The sequence below is a fragment of the Cedecea sp. NFIX57 genome, assembly GCF_900177785.1.
Classification (GTDB): Bacteria; Pseudomonadota; Gammaproteobacteria; order Enterobacterales; family Enterobacteriaceae; genus Cedecea; species Cedecea neteri_C.
Genome location: NZ_FXAS01000005.1, coordinates 73,202 through 90,250 on the forward strand (window position 1 = coordinate 73,202; position 17,049 = coordinate 90,250).

At 54.1% G+C, this 17,049-nt stretch carries 16 protein-coding genes and 1 tRNA gene; 4 read left to right on the forward strand and 13 right to left on the reverse strand.

Translation table 11 applies throughout. From position 1 onward, the window contains the following. The first annotated feature begins 2 nt into the window (after window positions 1–2). Window positions 3–935 carry an ABC transporter substrate-binding protein gene (locus B9Y90_RS05430; RefSeq protein WP_085540486.1) on the forward strand — a complete coding sequence of 311 codons (933 nt, stop codon included), beginning with the start codon at window positions 3–5 and terminating at the stop codon, window positions 933–935. 44 nt (window positions 936–979) lie between these two features. On the opposite strand, the gene zigA is transcribed toward B9Y90_RS05430, so the two are convergent. From zigA to B9Y90_RS05470, 8 genes are all read right to left on the reverse strand, one after another. Continuing rightward, window positions 980–2,200 carry a zinc metallochaperone GTPase ZigA gene (zigA, locus tag B9Y90_RS05435; protein ID WP_085540487.1) on the reverse strand — a complete coding sequence of 407 codons (1,221 nt, stop codon included), beginning with the start codon at window positions 2,198–2,200 and terminating at the stop codon, window positions 980–982. Window positions 2,201–2,341: 141 nt separating this feature from the next. Beyond that, a complete protein-coding gene (locus B9Y90_RS05440) occupies window positions 2,342–3,886 on the reverse strand; it encodes a methyl-accepting chemotaxis protein (RefSeq protein ID WP_085540488.1) in 1,545 nt (514 codons plus the stop codon). A gap of 385 nt (window positions 3,887–4,271) precedes the next feature. Further along, entirely contained in the window at window positions 4,272–5,216 is a 945-nt protein-coding gene (cbl, locus tag B9Y90_RS05445; RefSeq protein ID WP_008458004.1) for an HTH-type transcriptional regulator Cbl, read from the reverse strand. Window positions 5,217–5,322: 106 nt separating this feature from the next. Further along, window positions 5,323–6,240: a nitrogen assimilation transcriptional regulator NAC gene (gene nac / locus B9Y90_RS05450; protein ID WP_085540584.1), complete on the reverse strand. Its 918-nt coding sequence runs from the start codon at window positions 6,238–6,240 to the stop codon at window positions 5,323–5,325. Window positions 6,241–6,489: 249 nt separating this feature from the next. After that, window positions 6,490–6,993, reverse strand: coding sequence for a protein disulfide oxidoreductase (locus B9Y90_RS05455; protein ID WP_085540489.1), 504 nt, complete (start codon window positions 6,991–6,993; stop codon window positions 6,490–6,492). Further along, the gene (locus B9Y90_RS05460; protein WP_085540490.1) at window positions 6,983–7,612 is read right to left on the reverse strand and encodes a DsbA family protein; all 630 of its coding nucleotides are present in this window, start codon (window positions 7,610–7,612) and stop codon (window positions 6,983–6,985) included. The genes B9Y90_RS05455 and B9Y90_RS05460 overlap by 11 nt, the downstream gene beginning before the upstream one ends. Further along, complete coding sequence (locus B9Y90_RS05465; protein ID WP_085540491.1) at window positions 7,609–9,495, reverse strand: protein-disulfide reductase DsbD family protein; 1,887 nt, start codon at window positions 9,493–9,495, stop codon at window positions 7,609–7,611. Before B9Y90_RS05465 ends, B9Y90_RS05460 begins: the two co-directional genes overlap by 4 nt. A gap of 48 nt (window positions 9,496–9,543) precedes the next feature. Further along, complete coding sequence (locus B9Y90_RS05470; protein WP_085540492.1) at window positions 9,544–9,909, reverse strand: copper resistance protein; 366 nt, start codon at window positions 9,907–9,909, stop codon at window positions 9,544–9,546. A 191-nt stretch (window positions 9,910–10,100) separates the two neighbouring features. Between B9Y90_RS05470 and B9Y90_RS05475 the strand changes: the two genes are divergently transcribed. Together B9Y90_RS05475 and B9Y90_RS05480 are read left to right on the forward strand one after the other, a co-directional pair. Further along, window positions 10,101–10,176: transfer RNA gene (locus B9Y90_RS05475), tRNA-Asn, on the forward strand. A 556-nt stretch (window positions 10,177–10,732) separates the two neighbouring features. Then, window positions 10,733–11,368, forward strand: a complete 636-nt coding sequence (locus B9Y90_RS05480; protein ID WP_085540493.1) for an acyl-homoserine-lactone synthase — start codon at window positions 10,733–10,735, stop codon at window positions 11,366–11,368. Between the two features lie 11 nt (window positions 11,369–11,379). Here B9Y90_RS05480 and B9Y90_RS05485 read toward each other — a convergent pair whose 3' ends face one another. The 4 genes from B9Y90_RS05485 to B9Y90_RS05500 all read right to left on the reverse strand — a co-directional run bounded on the left by B9Y90_RS05485 (window position 11,380) and on the right by B9Y90_RS05500 (window position 14,260). After that, window positions 11,380–12,135: a helix-turn-helix transcriptional regulator gene (locus tag B9Y90_RS05485; protein ID WP_254902660.1), complete on the reverse strand. Its 756-nt coding sequence runs from the start codon at window positions 12,133–12,135 to the stop codon at window positions 11,380–11,382. Between the two features lie 95 nt (window positions 12,136–12,230). After that, window positions 12,231–12,884, reverse strand: a complete 654-nt coding sequence (gene nfsB / locus B9Y90_RS05490; RefSeq protein WP_085540495.1) for an oxygen-insensitive NAD(P)H nitroreductase — start codon at window positions 12,882–12,884, stop codon at window positions 12,231–12,233. A 61-nt stretch (window positions 12,885–12,945) separates the two neighbouring features. Continuing rightward, window positions 12,946–13,251 (reverse strand): putative quinol monooxygenase, encoded by a 306-nt coding sequence (locus B9Y90_RS05495; protein WP_085540496.1) that lies wholly within the window; start codon window positions 13,249–13,251, stop codon window positions 12,946–12,948. Window position 13,252: 1 nt separating this feature from the next. Continuing rightward, window positions 13,253–14,260 carry a zinc-binding alcohol dehydrogenase family protein gene (locus tag B9Y90_RS05500; protein ID WP_085540497.1) on the reverse strand — a complete coding sequence of 336 codons (1,008 nt, stop codon included), beginning with the start codon at window positions 14,258–14,260 and terminating at the stop codon, window positions 13,253–13,255. A gap of 111 nt (window positions 14,261–14,371) precedes the next feature. Between B9Y90_RS05500 and B9Y90_RS05505 the strand changes: the two genes are divergently transcribed. Beyond that, window positions 14,372–15,292 (forward strand): LysR family transcriptional regulator, encoded by a 921-nt coding sequence (locus B9Y90_RS05505; protein ID WP_085540498.1) that lies wholly within the window; start codon window positions 14,372–14,374, stop codon window positions 15,290–15,292. Here the strand turns inward: B9Y90_RS05505 and B9Y90_RS05510 are convergent. After that, window positions 15,289–16,926, reverse strand: a complete 1,638-nt coding sequence (locus B9Y90_RS05510) for a methyl-accepting chemotaxis protein (RefSeq protein ID WP_085540499.1) — start codon at window positions 16,924–16,926, stop codon at window positions 15,289–15,291. The two genes, B9Y90_RS05505 and B9Y90_RS05510, sit on opposite strands and share 4 nt — an antisense overlap. Between the last annotated feature and the right edge of the window lie 123 nt (window positions 16,927–17,049).

The following is a 17,049-nucleotide window of genomic DNA, read 5'->3' on the forward strand; positions in this document are numbered from 1 at the left end:
AGATGAAAAAAACGCTGTGTGGCCTGCTGCTCACCGCCGCCTTTGCCGCTCAGGCCTCCGCCGCCGAAAAGCTGACCCTGGTGCTGGACTGGTACATTAACCCCGATCACGCGCCGATTATGGTGGCAGAACAGATTGGCGCTTTTAAGGCTGAAGGGCTGGATGTGAAGATTGTTCCCCCGTCTGACCCGGCTCTGCCGCCGCGCCTGGTTGCCGCCGGGCAGGCCGACCTGGCGATTACCTACCAGCCCCAGCTGCATTTCTTTGCCGATCAGGGTCTGCCGCTGGTGCGCGTCGGAACGCTGATTAATACCCCGCTCAATACGGTGATGACGCTGGATCAGAACATCAAATCGCCAGCGGATCTCAAAGGCAAAAAAATCGGCTACTCCGTCAGCGGTATCGAACAGGCAACGCTTGCGACCATGCTTGAGCATGAGCACGTCAAACCGGAAGAGATGAAACTCATCAACGTCAACTTCCAGCTCACCAGCGCCCTGCTGGCCGGCCAGGTGGATGCGGTGATCGGCGGCTACCGCAATATCGAAGCGCTCGAGCTGAAGCTTCAGGGTAAACCCCCGGTGGTGTTTAACGTCGAGGATTACGGCGTTCCCGCCTACGATGAGCTGATTTTTGTGGCCAACCGTAAAACGGCGAATGAACCGAAGGTCAAAAAATTCTTCGCCGCGCTGAAAAAAGGCAACGAGTACCTGCAGGCGCATCCGCAGGAAACCTGGCAGGCCTTCGCCAAAGCCCATGCGGAACTGAACACTGAGCTGAATAAGCAGGCCTGGCAGGCCAGTCTGCCGCTGTTTGCTGCCGACCCGGCTAAACTCGACCGCGCCCGCTACCAGGCCTACGAGCAGTTCCTTTTTAATAACAAGCTGATCAAGAAAATCACCCCGGTGGATGACTACGCCGTAGAGCTGCACTGAGCCTGATTGCCCGGCTGCCTGCCAACGGGCCGCCGGGCATTCAGTCAGTCAAACCAGGCCTCAATCGGATCGTAATACCGCGCCCAGGCTTTAGGGCCTTCGGCCATTTCGGCATCGGTGAGTAAGGCATACTCCAGCTTCTCGCGCAGGTCCGCCTCATCCATATCAATGCCGATGAAAACAATCTCCTGGCGCGCATCGCCGATGCCCTCTTCCCAGTGCTTTAAAATGTGCCGGAGGCTTTCGGCATCCTGAGGCCACTGTTCGCGGGGAATGCTGGCCCACCACATGCCTGCCAGCCCCTGACGCATCACGCCACCGGCGTGGGACCATGAGCCTGCATGATTAGGGCGACTCGCCAGCCAGAAAAACCCTTTAGAGCGAATAACGCCTTTAAGCCCGCTGTCGGTCACCATCTGGAAACGCGCCGGGTGGAAGGGGCGCCGGGCGCGAAAAACAAAATTCCGAATGCCGTATTCTTCAGTTTCCGGCGTATGCTCTCCGCGCAGCTCCTTTAGCCAGCCCGGTGCCTGAGCGGCGGCATCGAAGTCAAACAGCCCGGTATCCAGAACCTGATCAAGGCTAACCTGACTAAACGCCGAAGTGATGATTTTTGCCCGTGGGTTAAGGGAATACAGCACGGACATCAGGCGGCGTTTCTCTGCCTCGCCAATCAGATCGGTTTTGTTGAGAACAAGCACGTCGCAAAATTCTATCTGGTCAATCAGCAGGTCAACCACGGTGCGTTCGTCCTCTTCACCCATGGACTCGCCGCGAGACTGAATGCTGTCGTAGGATTCATAATCACGAAGGAAGTTAAAGCCGTCCACCACCGTCACCATGGTGTCGAGCCGGGCGATATCGGACAGGCTTTCGCCTTTGTCATCCACGAAGGTGAAGGTTTCCGCCACGGGCAGCGGTTCGGAAATACCGGTAGATTCGATGACCAGGTTATCAAAACGCCCTTCCCGGGCAAGCTGGCTGATTTCCACCAGCAGGTCTTCGCGCAGCGTGCAGCAAATGCAGCCGTTGCTCATTTCCACCAGTTTTTCATCGGTGCGCGTCAGGCTGGAGCCGCCCTCACGCACCAGCGCGGCGTCAATATTCACCTCGGACATATCGTTGACGATCACGGCCACCCGCCGCCCTTCGCGGTTATTTAATATGTGATTCAACAACGTGGTTTTTCCTGCCCCCAAAAAACCGGAGAGCACGGTAACGGGCAGTTTCTTTGACCGATTGTTGGCCTGTGTTAACGATGACATTGCAACTCCTCACTGACTGCGCAGTTATTATTGATATGTTATAACATAGCAACAATGAATGGCATTGTCATGCCGGAGATAAAAACCGGGCGTAGAAATGAAAAAAGCCAGCTAGTGCTGGCTTTGAGAAGGAAACCTGAATTACTGCAGGCGGAATACCCGGACCAGGTCGCGTAGCTGTTTCGCCTGGTCATTAAGCGATGCCGCGGCGGCAACCGACTCCTCTACCAGCGCGGAGTTTTGCTGGGTGGTGGAATCAATCATGCCGATCGCGCTGTTAATCTGGGAAATACCGTCGGTTTGCTCCTGGCTGGCCTGTTTGATCTCCCCGAGGATGGTGTTCATTTCCTGTACGTTTTCGATCATGCCAGCAATCTGCGTGTTCGCTTTTTCCACCAGTCCCATCCCCTCACGAGTCTGGGTGGTTGAGTTCTCAATCAGGCTTCTGATCTCACTCGCCGATGAAGCACTTTTTTGCGCCAGCTGGCGAACTTCCCCGGCAACGACGGCAAAACCACGGCCGTGCTCTCCGGCGCGAGCCGCTTCCACCGCCGCGTTCAGCGCCAGAATGTTCGTCTGGAACGCAATAGAGTCGATAAGGTTAATGATGTCCGACATACGGTTGGAGGTTTCATTAATCACACGCATTTTGCTGGTGACCTGAGACATCATCTGCCCGTTGTTTTTCACCACTGTTGCGGCTTCGGAAGAGAGCTTGGTGGCCTCGTTGGTGTGGTCAAAGGTGTTTTTCACCGTGGAGGTGATCTGCTCCATGGAAGCCGCCGTTTCCTCTACAGAACTGGCCTGCTCTTCAGTGCGAGCCGCAAGATCCTGGTTCCCGGCAACGATTTGCGCGGCGGCAGAAGAGATAGTTTCCGACCCCTGCTGAACCTGATGGACAATCTCTTGCAGGCGGACTTTCATGCTCATCAGCGCCTGCAACAGTTCGCCTGTTTCATCTTTATGAGTGACCGTGATGCTGCCCGTAAGGTCGCCTTCGGCAATCGCGCCGGCAAACTCAACCGCACGCACCAGCGGGCGAGTAATAGACCGCACCACAAACAGGCCAATGAGGCTGCCCAGCGCAATACTCAGCAAGGTCAGAAGCACAGTGACCAGGCGGTTAGCGTGGTAATCTTTATCAACCTGCTGGCCAGCAGCGGTCATTTTTTGATTCTGGATAACGATAAGTTCCTGCACTTTATCTTTGTATTTTTCCTGCACCTGAATGGTGGTGGACATCATTTCCTGCAGCGCGGCGGCGCGATCGTTTTGCTGTACCGCCTGTAAAATACGAAAACGTGAGTCCAGATACTGTTTACGAATATCGGCCAGCTCCCGCAGCGCTTTTTGTGATGCGGCATCGGTACTGGACTTGTTCAGGTCCGCCAGCAGCCCGGTAATATGCGCGCTGATCTCCGCAAGGTGTTTTTCTGATTTCTGACGAAATACGCCGGCTTCATCCAGCAACATTAGCTGCTGTGTATTTACAAATTCCTGGAAACTATCAATCAGATCATTCGCTTTAACGGTTGTTGGATAATCACTGTTAATAATCGTTTGAATGCCGGTATTTGCCTTGCTGAGACTGAGCAAAGAAAGCCCTGAACTGAAGACCATTAGCACAATAAAAATAGCAATCGTCAGCGTTAATTTGCTGCGAATTTTTACATCATGTAGTGACATTTTTTCTCCCTTGGGAAGCCTGTTTTTATGAATGCGCAAAATCCTCTGCGGCCGAAACAGCAGAAAATAAATAGCACAAAGGGATGGAAGCACCTCGTACAGGCTTATCGGATATATCCAGATTAACTTTATGAATTTGATCGGTTTTTTCTTATGGTCAGGCCAGATGGATAGATGAAAGCTATTAATTGATTTGCGATTGATCGATGATTTGCGATAGGGAACGTTTTTTTATTCTATTTTGACGAGAGCCATACTTTGCCGAACACTATTTTTTTAAATACAGCAAGCGCGAGGTAAATATAAATTCATCTCGCACCGCTTTATTTAATTATTTAATATTTTATTAACAAGCCTGAATTACCCTGCTCAGAGCGGGGAAATATCAAATTTGATAATCGATGGCGGGTTCTTCAGGCTCCAGCGCCAGGCGCTTAATTTCCTCAACCGACAGCTCCGGGTTGCACAGCTCAATAAATCGCCAGACATAGTTACGCTGCAGTTGTCCACGGCGGATCCCCAGCCAGACGGTGTTCGCGTCGAACAAGTGCCGGGTATCCAGGCGCACCAGACTCCCTTCTTCCCCACTGGCCTGGTCGGCTACCAGCCCAATGCCAAGGCCGAGTTCAACGTAGGTTTTAACCACGTCGGAATCCTGCGCGCTGAGCACCACATCCGCCGTTAAACCACGCCGGGCAAAGGCTTCATCAATACGGGAACGGCCGGTGATGCCCTGGCGGTAGGTGATCAGCGGCCAGCGGCTGATATCGTCCAGCGTAAGCGGGCTGGTATGAATTAACGGATGCCCCTGCGGAACCAACAGGCTGTGATACCAGCGGAACCAGGGATAAGCCACCACCAGAGGGTCGGTGCTCAGGCGCTCGCTGGCGATACCGATATCCGCCGCCCCGCTGTGCAGCAGCGATTCGATTTCTTGCGGCGTGCCTTGAATCAGTTCGAGGCGAACTTCAGGGAATAAAGCGCGGAAAGCTTTGATCACCACTGGCAGACTGTAACGAGCCTGAGTGTGGGTGGTGGCGATGGTCAGGACACCGCTGGTGTCGTTAGTGAAAAGATCAGCCAGGCGACGTACGTTGCTGGCTTCGTTGAGAATACGTTCGGCAATCACCAACAGGGCTTTACCCGGTTCGGTCATACCTAATAACCGTTTGCCACGGCGAATGAATATTTCAATCCCCAGCTCTTCTTCCAGCTCGCGAATATGGCGGCTGACGCCAGACTGAGAGGTGAAAAGCATATTGGCGACTTCGGTGAGATTGTAGTCCCGTCGCGCCGCCTCGCGGATTATTTTAAGTTGCTGGAAATTCACATCGCCCCCGGGATCATGACTGTTCTTTACACCATTGTTAAAGTCACAGCCCCGGCGGGACAAATAATAAAAACCAGCAACCTATTCCATTTAGTAATAAGCGGACTTAGCCCACCAGCATCAGTTCGCGATTTTCCAGCGACGGGCGGGTGACCAGAGACATAAGAATTTCTTTTACCGCCTGGGCCTGGGGCGAGAGCGGCAAACGCGCTGACAGGTTCAGCGACAGCGGTAAATTTAAAGATGGGCTGGTAATGCGAGCCATCCAGCCACCGGCAGAATCAGCAAGTGAACGCGCGGCGGATTCCGGCAGCACGGTCACGCCCATACCGCTGGCAATCGCCGCCGTTAAGGTGGAAATAGACTCGATCTCACCGATAATTTTTGCCGTCAGGCGGCGCAGGGAAAAGGCTTCGTCCACGCGCTTGCGCACTGCGCTGTAGTCGCGCGGCAGGAAAAGATTCATGGCGGCAACGTCCGACAAATCAACGCTGTTGCCCGGGCAGTCACGGGTGCCCACGAGGAACAAATCCTCTTTCAGCAATGGCTGGCTGGTCAGCCCCGCGGTTGGCGTGCGGTCATACAGCACGGCCATATCAAGCTGCCCGCTGAGCAGTTTGTCATTCAGCTGTGAACCGCTATTTTCATGCAAATACACCTGCACATCCGGCAGCTCGGCGCGCACGGCCTGCAGCAGCGGCATGGTAATAGAAGACGCCGCCATCCCCGGCGCAAGCCCAATCGAGACAAGGCCTTGCATCGTCTGGCCAACGTTATTCACCGCCAGCTGAGCCTGCTCACACTGGCGAAGAATCGCCCGTGCGTGGGCATATAAAACCTTTCCGGCTTCCGTCGGCGTCACGCCGCGTTTGGTGCGGATCAACAGTTGCTGATCCAACTCTCCTTCCAGAGTGGCAACCTGCTGGCTGAGCGCCGGCTGTGCGATGTGTAGTACTTCTGCCGCCTGGGTCAGGCTGCCAATATCAACGATTTTTACGAAGTACTTCAGTCGTCTTAAATTCATTTTGCCCCCTATTACGGTGTGCCAGCCAGTGATGGCAGTGATGTCGTAAAGGGTTTTGCAATATGCTTGCCACATTTTTCGTTTACGGCACAAACGCGTTAACAGGCTGGATAATAAGAGAAACTGATAAAGCACTCGCGAGGATTAACGAAACAGGAGGCTGACTTATGCCCCATAAGGGGTACAAATGCACCATTACAGTGCATTTCAGCATAAAACTGCGTGCCGGTGATAAGCCGGCACGATGAATCACACGCTGGCCCACCACAGGCGAATTTTCATTCCCCAGTAGCTCGTCCAGCCGCTTGTGGTAGACACCACCTGCCCTTTATCGACAATGACAAACGTCGGCGTGACGCCAATCTGCCAGCTACGGGAGATAGACCCGTCGGCATCATTGACCACCGGGAACTGCACACCTTTACGCGCCAGCCAGCGGGAAACCTCACTTTCATTCCCGGAGCGGAGCGCAATGGTTATCACGTTCTGCCCTTCGGCCTGCAGTTTCGCGACGTCCGGCGTGGTAAAACGACAGACAGCGCACCAGCTGGCCCAGAAATAAACCAGCAGCGGGCGCTCCGCGCTCAACGCACCAAGCGTCACATCCTGCCCGTCCAGCGTGTGCAGCGGGGTGGCATCAAAAGCCACTGGCGACTGAGGCGCGCGCCACCAGTCCATCACCAGCATCACGCCCGCCAGTAAAACCAGAAGAATGAATCCTTCCCGCAGCCAGCGCCGCAATTTACTTGCCATGCGCGGCCGCCAGTTTTTCTTTTACCACTTCTTCCAGCGTTTCCCACGGCACGGCACCGGGGATCATTTCATCACCAATGATAGTGGCTGGTGTGCCCTGTACGCCCACGATGCGCGCTAACTGCAGGTTGGTGCTTAGGGTTTCCATGCTTTTTTCATCCGGCGTAACCGGCGTTGCCCCGCTCTTTTCAACCGCAGTCGCAATGCTTGTCGCATCATGATAGCCCTTCTTCTGCATCAGTTTTTCATGCAGCGCCAGGAACTGGTCCGGATGCTGACGCCAGGTCGTCAGGACGGTGCGTGCCGACAGCACGGAGCTTTCCCCTTTAAACGGCAGCGGTTTCACGATCACCGCCACATCCGGGTATTTCTGCACAATTTTTTCCAGCATCGGATCGAGCTGTTTGCAGTACGGACAGTTGTAATCGGTGAAGTTCACGAGCGTTAACACCGGTTTTTTAGCGCCAAATCTCGGGCTGGCCGGATCGTTAAACAGCGCCTGCTCGATCAACACTTCCAGCTGCTTTTGCTGTTCGGCAGAAAACGGAGCAGGCTCTTCTTTTGCCGCCAGCGTCAGGCCGGAGAACAGCGAGAGGATCAGAATAAAGACATATTTCATGGTGTTGTTCCTTTGGCTTCATCCAGGGTCGTCAGCACCGAATCGCGTGACAGCAGCGTAGGCAGCACTTTGCCTTCCGGCAGGCCTGGGCCATAAATTTGGTTGAATGGCACGGCAACCTGGCCGCGGCTTCTTAAAAAATCGGTGATTTGCGGGGACGGCAGCGTCCAGTCGCCGCGCAGGGCAACCACATCCGGCGCCTGCAGGACTGCCTGCACATCTTCTTTGCTAAGCACGTTGTATTTGTTGGCTTTGCAGGTAATACACCAGTCGGCGGTGACATCGATAAAAACGCGTTTATGTTGCGCCAGTGCGTCCTGGATTGCCTGCTCGCTGAGCGGCTGCCAGGCGATGTTTTCCTGTGCAGGCTTGCTAGTCGAAACACCGAAATGCACCAGCAGCAGGCTTGCCAGCCAGATAGCCGAACCTAACATCAGAAGGCCAAGCACGCGACGCAGCCAGGTCATCCATTTGCCCGGGCGAGGCAATCGCATCGCCAGACCGGGACGAAGCGCGATCAGCAACCACGGTAGACTCATCCCCAGCCCTAAGGCCAGGAACAGCCCCCACAGCACCGGGTAAGAAGCCGTGAGCGCGACCGCCACTGCCGTGCCGAGGAAAGGCGCGCTGCACGGCGTCGCCAGCAGTGTTGCAAACGCCCCCTGCCAGAAATGCCCGGCCATGCCATTGCCGCCCTGCGTTGCCAGCCGGGTGTTCATATTGGAAGAGAGCCTGAATTCAAACAGCCCAAACAGATTAGCGCTGAAAGCCAGCATCACCAGCGCCATAAAGCCGATAAACCACGGGTTCTGGAACTGAATGCCCCAGCCCAACGCCTGGTTGGTCAGCCGCAGGACGGTCATCAACAGCGCCAACACCATAAAGGAAGCAATAATGCCCGCGACCGAGGCTAAAAACTGGCGTCGCACCAGGCCCCGGTCTTTCTGCTGCACCAGCAGAATCGAGCCAAGCTTCATACCCAGAACCGGGAGGACGCACGGCATCAGGTTAAGGATCAGGCCGCCCACCAGCGCCATCAGCACTACCTGCCAGAGCGGGAAGGCATCATTTCCCCCTGCTGCGGCTGGCGCTGAACCAATGGTGAGCGTGTTTTGCTGAGCAATGCCGTTGTCGGCCAGCACCAGCGTGATCGATTTCCCTCGCAAATCTGGCGCACCTTCCCCCCAGCTGTCGCTAACCGGCACCGTGGCCTGCAGCGAATCACCGTTAATGTGGAAGGTTGGTTTGCCAAGATCGGCCTCTTCCGGCGGGTCAAGATAAAGGCCCGGATTCGTCCAGCCGCCGGCACGCACGGCGCTGATAACCAGACTTCCCGAGCGGTAACCTGCTTCCAGTGAATCCGTTAACCCAGTTTCAACCGGTACCTGCCCCATCGCCTGAGCGAAATCATGGGCAAACTGAGCATCTGCCGCAGAAGGCGTGATGCTAAAGGAATAATCGGTCAGCAGGCAGACGTTGCCGCAGGTAGAAAGCGTCAGCACGCCACGGATTGTTTCCGGCACCGTGCCGTGAAACACCATTGGAATGGTGACCCGATCGTGGTAGCCCTGGGTCGTGATCCCGGCGACGTCAAAACGTGCTGGCGTGGGCCAGAACCACTCTACTTTTGGCATATCACCCTGCCAGGCAATGGCTGGCGCAACGCCGCCTTCCCCAGGGGATCGCCAGTAGGTTTTCCAGCCTTTTTCGAGCTTCACGTCCAGTAAAAGACGCGTGTCGTTATTGCCAGAGGTATCCGCGCGCAGCCTGACGCTGGCGTGATCGTTATCCGGCGATTGCAGCCAGCCAGACTCTGCCGCCCAGGACATGGGCAGCCATAGCATGAGCAGGCACAGCAGCGCCTGCCTGAAGCGAGTGAACATGTTTTTTCTCCGTAAATGATTAACTAACTATCGGTAACAGCCGGTCTGTCATTCACGGAACACGCAGAAGCGGAGATGCACCCTGAGGGTGGGAGGTGAAGTCGCTCTTGGAGGTGAGTACGGCATGCGCGTGGAACGCACGGGGGCCAGCAGCGAAAGCAGCAGGCAAAGCGCAAACAATGCCCCGTCAAACAAGACTGGCGGCACGCTCAATAATGATTTGGCGCTAAGTTCGCACGGCGTGACCGGTGCGTCACCATCGGCCTGGGGGCTATCGACCTGGACCGCGACGGCACTGGCTACAGTTTCCATCTGCAACGCGTGCAGGCCCGCCATGCGCTGTGCGGTACAAACCAGTACCACAACACATGCCAGACAAAGAAACCAAATCCCTATACGCCGCTGTTTTACCATCAGGTCCTCACTGTTTAACCCGGCTTATCTTAGCGGCTGGTGAAAGATTGGCAATCTTTGCGCTGTAAAGTTATGTCTGAGCCGGTTTCCTGGCAAATTCTGCTTGTTTTATCGGCAAACGATACAAAAGGTGCTTTGGAGGCTTTGACAAGCCAGTGTGGCCTCGTTAATATGCGCCCCGTTCACACGATTCCTCTGTAGTTCAGTCGGTAGAACGGCGGACTGTTAATCCGTATGTCACTGGTTCGAGTCCAGTCAGAGGAGCCATATTTGAGAAGCCTGCTTAAGGAAACTTAAGCAGGCTTTTTGCTTTTGATTTTCCGAAAGTTTCTATCCCTTCACAAAATTCATTTTTCCTCTGCAACGGCGATTCACTTTTTTAATTAGTCGGCTACTATTCAGTTATGCCGTACGCTTTTCGTGCAACACCCCCGCCATGTAATAAAATATTCGCCCCGTACGATGGCCGTTATGTTAGTAAATTTTCTCAAAGATTTGCGGTATATTGTCGGTAACTGCAGTGAATGCGTTGGGATCATGAGAGATATAAAAGAAAAGCCCCCGCAAATGCAGGGGCTTAAGTTTCTTTATTTTTATTTTTTGTAATGTAAAATTACAAGTGCTTACAATCTTGTGCATCGGGAAATCGGTGTACTAGATAATAATCTGTGAACATTTCCCTTGGTGTTGCTCAGGTCTTTGACCGCCTGACCCGCTTGCGTGTTGGCGCGGCCGGTCAGGATTTTTTTAAGTTTAGAGAAGGCCTTAGGCAAAAAAAAGCTGTCATTAAGTACAGGGGGACTTCCACATACAGGGATACGCTATGTGTTCTGCAATTGAATTTTTTATAAGTAATCATAATGATTTACACCCTGGCCTCGCCCGGGAGCTGTATGCGTTACGCAAAAAAACATTTCATGAACGGCTAGAATGGAAAGTGGAATGTGAAGATAATCAGGAAAAAGATCAATTCGATAACGCAAATACAACTTATTTAATGGGCATGTCGGAAGGCCAATTATTTTGCGGCGCACGCTTTATTGATGCCAAACATCCGACCATGACAGATGAAATATTTCATCAATATTTTAATAAAATTAGTTTGCCGAAAGATATTCCGTGTTGCGAAATCACCCGCTTATTCTTAGATAAGAATCGGCGCGACGAGGGAAATTTACGTACCCTCCCCGCCAGCAAAGCGTTATTTCTGGCGATGATCATGTATTGCCTAAAAAACGGCTATCCGGGCATGCATGCGGTGACAAGCCGGGGGATGTACGCCATTTTCCGCCAGGCGGACTGGAAAGTTGACGTGCTGCAGAAAGGGCTCTCGGAAAAGGGCGAGGCGGTTTATTATATTTTTATGCCCGCCAATGAGCAGGTTATTGAAGATATTATTACTAAAGATAAAAACAGCGCATGGCTGCGCGACACGCTTGCCCAGCTCCAGCACCTCTAGTCTCTCTCGACTCAGGCATCCAGCAACCTGAGTTCGATACTCAGTTTAACCGCGTGACGGGCATTGTTAACGCCGAGTTTTTTCATGGCATTGCCCATGTGGAATTTTACCGTGCGCTCGGTAATGGACAAGATCGTCGCAATCTCGGCATAGGTTTTTCCGGCGTAGACCCACTGCAGAATTTGCTGTTCGCGTGGTGACAGGAAAACATTTTTTTTCTGCCGAATATCGCTGTATAAATTCAGCATCTTTTGGTGAAGTCGGATAAAGAAAGCGATCACTGCCTCACGATTTTCGGTGAGGTTAACTTCAGAAGGCTGATGGCTGATCAGCGAAAGCACCACAAGATTGTTAACATAGTCGTGGAGCGGATATGTATGCCCCTGCACAATGTTATGCTGAGAACCTTCGTCAAAAATACGCTTCAGCGTATACCCGGAAGAGACCATCATCCCGCTGTCCCATGAAAAATCCTCCAGGCTGCTGAGAGACCGGACAATCACTGGGTCAATAAACTGATATTTATTCTCGAGATAAATGTTAAACCATTGCGGATTGTTATTAATAATACGCATTTGGGAAGGGTCTTTCTTATTCATCACAGCATACGCGTAGGTCGTATGTTTGTAATCCAGAATAAATTCATCAAGTTCGCGCTGAATTAATGAATTTACTTTGCTGTCATTATAATACGTGTCCTTCACAACCATCGCCGTCCGTAGAATTAAGAGAGCAAAGTATAGATCATTTCCCTTCGCTTGCCACACCTCAATGCCACGGATTTGATGGATAAACGCAGGAATGGCCTAATATCCATTCCTGCGTCAAAAAATAAAAGTTAAATCAGGTTATCATCACACACTTAGATTTCAGTCAGGATCTGGCTGAAATCGAGGCGAGACTTCGGTAACCCGGCATTAAAATCCTCCACGCTGCGATAACCCAGCGCCACCATCACCACGCTGCTCAAGCCTTTCTCACGCAGGCCAAATTCCTCGTCCAGTGCGGCGGCGTCAAAGCCTTCAATCGGCACGGCATCAATCTTCAGAGTGGAAACGCCCAGCAGTAGCGTGCCGAGGTTGAGGTAGACCTGCTTCTCCATCCAGTGTTGTGCATCTTTCAGGTCAAAACGGTGTTTATTGGCATAGAAAGAGCGGCCTTTGTGCTGCCCTTCTTTGGCTTGTTCAGTAGCAAAGCGCCCATCTTCCTGCTCTTTTTGCAGCAATGTTTGCAGGTGCGCATCGTCATAAACCGTTTTGGCACAGAACACCACGACATGTGAAGCATTCAGCACTTTAGGTTCGTTTGCGGCATAAGGCCCGGTGGTCGCTTTGGCAATGCGTGCTTTGCCTTCATCACTGCTTACCAGCAAGAAATGCCACGGCTGCGAGTTGGTGCTTGAGGGGCTCAGGCGCAGCAGATGTTTGATTTTTTCCACATCTTCGGCGGCAATTTTTTTAGACGCATCAAATGCCTTCGTGGCATAGCGTCGGGAGGCAGCATCAACAATGTTCATTATTTTTCCTGATTAAGTCTTTGTGTTTTGCAGCGGCCGGCCTGGCCGCTGCACGTAATCATTAGACGGCAACTTCGTCCAGGGGTACCAGCTTCAGTGGCTCTGCCAGCAGCGCGTCCATCTGTTTCACAAATGCCTGGAAGTGAGGCAGCGAATTGTGCAGGTCGAGCGCCTGCTGCCCTCGCCACGACTCACGCACGTAAAAAGTATCCGGCTCTTGTTGAAGTTGGAACAGCGTATAGTCGAGGCAGCCAGGCTCAAGGCGGCTCGGTGCAACCAGCGCTTTCAGCGCGGCTTTGAGGTTATCCTGCTGGCCAGCTTTTGCCTTCAGCATGGCAATAATTGTCAACGTTTCTGCCGTTGCCATATCAGAACCCCTCCAGCACGATTTTGCCCACCGCGCGCCCGGTTTCCAGCAGCGTATGAGCGCGGCGCAGGTTGCCCGCGTTAATTGTGCCATAGTGTTCGCCCAGCGTGGTTCTTAACACGCCTTGATCGATAAGCGCAGCGACGCGGGTGAGCAGATTATGCTGCTCAATAATATCGCTGGTGACGAACATAGAACGGGTGAACATAAACTCCCAGTGCAGCGAAATACTTTTAGCCTTCAGCGCGCGAACGTCCAGCGCGACCGGGTCATCAATCAGCGCAAATTTCCCCTGCGGGATCAGCGCCTCAATCAGTTGGGCATAATGTTGTTCGGTATTGGTCAGGCTGGCAACGTGCGTGACGTGTTTCACGCCAATACGCTGTAATTCTTCCGTCAGCGGTTGGCTGTGGTCGATGACGTGGTGGGCACCAAGTTCACTCACCCATTTCTGGCTTTCCGGGCGAGAGGCAGTGCCAATCACCGTGGCTTTTGTCAGCCTGCGGGCGAGCTGGGTCAGAATCGATCCCACGCCACCGGCCGCGCCCACAATCAGCAGCACCGCATCTTCACTGCCGTTTTCCTGAATCCCCAGGCGGTCGAAAAGCATTTCCCACGCGGTGATTGCCGTTAGCGGTAATGCGGCCGCCGCGGCATTTTCCACGGACTTAGGTTTGAATGCCGCAATGCGCTCGTCCACCAGCTGAAATTCGCTGTTGCTGCCTGGGCGAGTCAGCGACCCGGCGTACCATACTGCATCACCGGGCTTGAACAGCGTGACAGCCTCACCCACTTCGACAACGGTACCCACGGCGTCCCAGCCCAGCACACGAGGTGTGTCACCGCTAAAGCCGCTGCGAACTTTGGTATCAACGGGGTTGACAGAAATGGCGTTCACCGCCACCAGAATGTCGTGCCCCTGAGCAACGGGCTTCGGCAGCGTGATGTCCTGCAGCGCATCAATATTGCTGCCGTCTTTTGCGGCGCGGGTAATAGCAATAGCTTTCATAGCAGCTCCAATAAGGTAATGAGTTCATCAATTGAGTAAAATCATGGTACAAGGAGCGCGGCAGGTGAAAAACCGGCGTCAGGAAACAACACTTATACTCGGAGAGTGAAAATGCTCAGGCTGGAAGACCTTGCGCTGTTTGTCAGGGCGGCGGCGTTAAGCAGTTTTAGCGATACCGCCAGGGAAGCCGGGCTGCAGCCGGCCCAGGTCAGCACTGCCATTAAGCGCCTGGAGCAGAATCTCAACATTCGCCTGTTCGCCCGCTCAACGCGCAGCCTGCGCCTGACGCCCGAAGGTGAAGCCTGGCTGCCTTACGCCCAGCAGGTGCTGCAGACGCTGGATGCCGGGTATGAACAGATCCAGCCCCCCAGCGACGAAGTACGCGGCACGCTGCAAATCGCCGTCCCTTCCGATCTTGGGCGCAATCTTCTGCTCGACGTTTTTCAGCAATTTCGCAGCAATTACCCGGCGCTATGCCTGAAGCTTCTGTTTTCCGATCGCATCACCGATGTGTTTAAAGATCCGGTGGATGTGGCTTTTCGTTACGGCAACAATGATGACGCGTCTTACATCGCCCTGCCGGTCGCACCGGAAAACCGCCGCGTGCTGGTTGCCTCCCCTGCCTATCTGGCACGCAATGGCGAACCTAAAACCCTTGCCGATCTGGCTCAACACAATGCGTTGACGTTTGTACTTCGCGGGCGGGTGCACAATAGCTGGTCGTTCAGCCTGCGCGGCAAAATGCAGCAGGTGGCGGTGAAAGGTTCAATGATGAGCGATGATGCGGAAGTCATTCACCGGCTGGCGGTAAAAGGCGAAGGCATTACCTACAAATCCTGGCTGGATGTTAGCGAAGATGTACAGGCAGGCCGCCTGAAGCTCTTGCTGCCGCAGTATGAAGGAGACAGCATTCCGCTGAATCTGATTTGCCCGCACCGTAAGCAGGTGTCGACCACGGTGCGGCTGTTGCACGAAGCGGTCAAGGCGCGCTGCGAAAACGCAATGCGCACCCTGCCCGCTATCGAAGCTTAAAACGTGACCCAGTCATCACCTGCCGCGGTGGCTGCGGCGGCTTTTGTCTGAGGTTTGACTTTCGTTTCCACTACGGCCTGTTCTTCGCGCCCGGACAGGCGGAAACGCGCCACCGCTTTTTGTAGCATTTCGGTCTGGCCTTCGAGCGCTGCCGCCGCCGCCGAAATCTGTTCCACCAGCGCGGCGTTTTGCTGCGTCACGCTGTCCATTTCGCTGACCGCCACGCTCACCTGAGAAATACCTTTGCTTTGCTCGTCCGTCGCAGAGGCAATTTGCTTCATGATTTGCGTGGTGTCGGACACGGCCTTCAGCACCTCTTTCATGGTGTTGCCCGCCTCGTTGACCAACGCCGCGCCACTGTTCACCCGATTTACAGAGTCGGCAATCAGCGTTTCAATTTCTTTCGCCGCGCCCGCACTGCGGCTGGCCAGGTTACGCACTTCTCCCGCTACCACCGCAAAACCTCTGCCCTGTTCGCCTGCACGTGCGGCCTCAACGGCCGCATTAAGTGCCAGAATATTAGTCTGGAAGGCAATGCTGTTAATGACGCTGGTGATCTCGCTGATTTTGCGGGAGCTGTCGGAGATCCCTTCCATGGTGATAACCACATCGCCCACCAGCTTGCCGCTGCGGCTGGCGGTTTGGGAGGCTTTCTCCGCAATGCTGCTGGCCTGGCGGGCATTCTCGGCGTTGAATTTAACCGTGGCCGTGAGTTGCTCCATGCTGGCGGCAGTCTCTTCCAGCGCGGCGGCCTGTTCTTCGGTGCGCGAAGAGAGATCGTTATTGCCGGAAGAGATCTCCGCCGAGCCACGATAAATGTTCTCCGTGCCGCTGCGAATCGCGCTCACCGCATCGCGCAGGCTGCCCTGCATCTCGGCCAGCAGCGGGAACAGTTTGCCGACACAGTTTCGCCCAAAGTCCTCAACCGGATGGCTGAGGTCGCCCTTGGCTATCACCGAGAAATGATCACGAATGCGGTCCAGCGGTTTTACCAGCAGGTTCACCAGATAGCGGTCGGTAAACAGTAGGATCAGCAGACCAATCACAATGGCCACCAGCACGGTGATTTTCATCAGACGTGTCAGCGAGTCCACGGTAACCCGCGTCCGGTCCAGCCGTTCTTCGGCCACGGCGGTAAACTTGCTGCTGCTGGCCCCGAAGGCACGACTGAGAGGCGGTGTGACCTGGGTGGCCTGCTGGCGATACTCCGCCGCGCTCCCCTGCTGAGCAAGCTGCATCTGCACCGCCACGCCGTTATCTAAAAGCTGCTGCCATTTTTCGATAACATCTGCGGAAACAACCGGATCCATTGGCCCAGGCGAAACGCTTTTCAGGCGCTTCAGTTCGCTTTTCATGTTATCCAGCGCTTCCTGCACCGGTTTAAAATCTGTGCTTTCCCCGGCCGCCTTCGCCTCCATCACCCGCGAAAGGCGCGTGATAAAGCGAAAATACTGGTCGTTGCCTTTGCTGAGTATCGTCATCTGAGACACCAGCTGATGGTCCACAGCGTTACCGTCCCCCAGTTTCGCCAGCGAATAAACGGTAAACACGCCCACGGCTGACCACAGCAGGCAGAACAGCCCCAGCACGGTGAGCAGCACCCGGCGTACGGTAAAATTCTTTAACATTCCCATGTTGTTCCCCTCATCATTATTGTCGTTATCCCATCAAGCTCGGGTATCTCAGGGGTTATCGGCAATCTTTGCGCGGGTATTCATTTATTTGTGATGAATTTTTTATGAGGTTCGCAACTCTCC

What these genes read in the sequence shown, in the direction of transcription:
- B9Y90_RS05480 (WP_085540493.1), top strand. Translation starts at nt 10,733, where the DNA reads ATGTGTTCTGCAATTGAATTTTTTATAAGTAATCATAATGATTTACAC.
- B9Y90_RS05460 (WP_085540490.1), bottom strand. Translation starts at nt 7,612, where the DNA reads ATGAAATATGTCTTTATTCTGATCCTCTCGCTGTTCTCCGGCCTGACG.
- B9Y90_RS05495 (WP_085540496.1), bottom strand. Translation starts at nt 13,251, where the DNA reads ATGGCAACGGCAGAAACGTTGACAATTATTGCCATGCTGAAGGCAAAA.
- B9Y90_RS05455 (WP_085540489.1), bottom strand. Translation starts at nt 6,993, where the DNA reads ATGGCAAGTAAATTGCGGCGCTGGCTGCGGGAAGGATTCATTCTTCTG.
- nfsB (WP_085540495.1), bottom strand. Translation starts at nt 12,884, where the DNA reads ATGAACATTGTTGATGCTGCCTCCCGACGCTATGCCACGAAGGCATTT.
- B9Y90_RS05505 (WP_085540498.1), top strand. Translation starts at nt 14,372, where the DNA reads ATGCTCAGGCTGGAAGACCTTGCGCTGTTTGTCAGGGCGGCGGCGTTA.
- nac (WP_085540584.1), bottom strand. Translation starts at nt 6,240, where the DNA reads ATGAATTTAAGACGACTGAAGTACTTCGTAAAAATCGTTGATATTGGC.
- B9Y90_RS05510 (WP_085540499.1), bottom strand. Translation starts at nt 16,926, where the DNA reads ATGGGAATGTTAAAGAATTTTACCGTACGCCGGGTGCTGCTCACCGTG.
- B9Y90_RS05500 (WP_085540497.1), bottom strand. Translation starts at nt 14,260, where the DNA reads ATGAAAGCTATTGCTATTACCCGCGCCGCAAAAGACGGCAGCAATATT.
- zigA (WP_085540487.1), bottom strand. Translation starts at nt 2,200, where the DNA reads ATGTCATCGTTAACACAGGCCAACAATCGGTCAAAGAAACTGCCCGTT.
- B9Y90_RS05440 (WP_085540488.1), bottom strand. Translation starts at nt 3,886, where the DNA reads ATGTCACTACATGATGTAAAAATTCGCAGCAAATTAACGCTGACGATT.
- B9Y90_RS05430 (WP_085540486.1), top strand. Translation starts at nt 3, where the DNA reads ATGAAAAAAACGCTGTGTGGCCTGCTGCTCACCGCCGCCTTTGCCGCT.
- B9Y90_RS05470 (WP_085540492.1), bottom strand. Translation starts at nt 9,909, where the DNA reads ATGGTAAAACAGCGGCGTATAGGGATTTGGTTTCTTTGTCTGGCATGT.
- B9Y90_RS05465 (WP_085540491.1), bottom strand. Translation starts at nt 9,495, where the DNA reads ATGTTCACTCGCTTCAGGCAGGCGCTGCTGTGCCTGCTCATGCTATGG.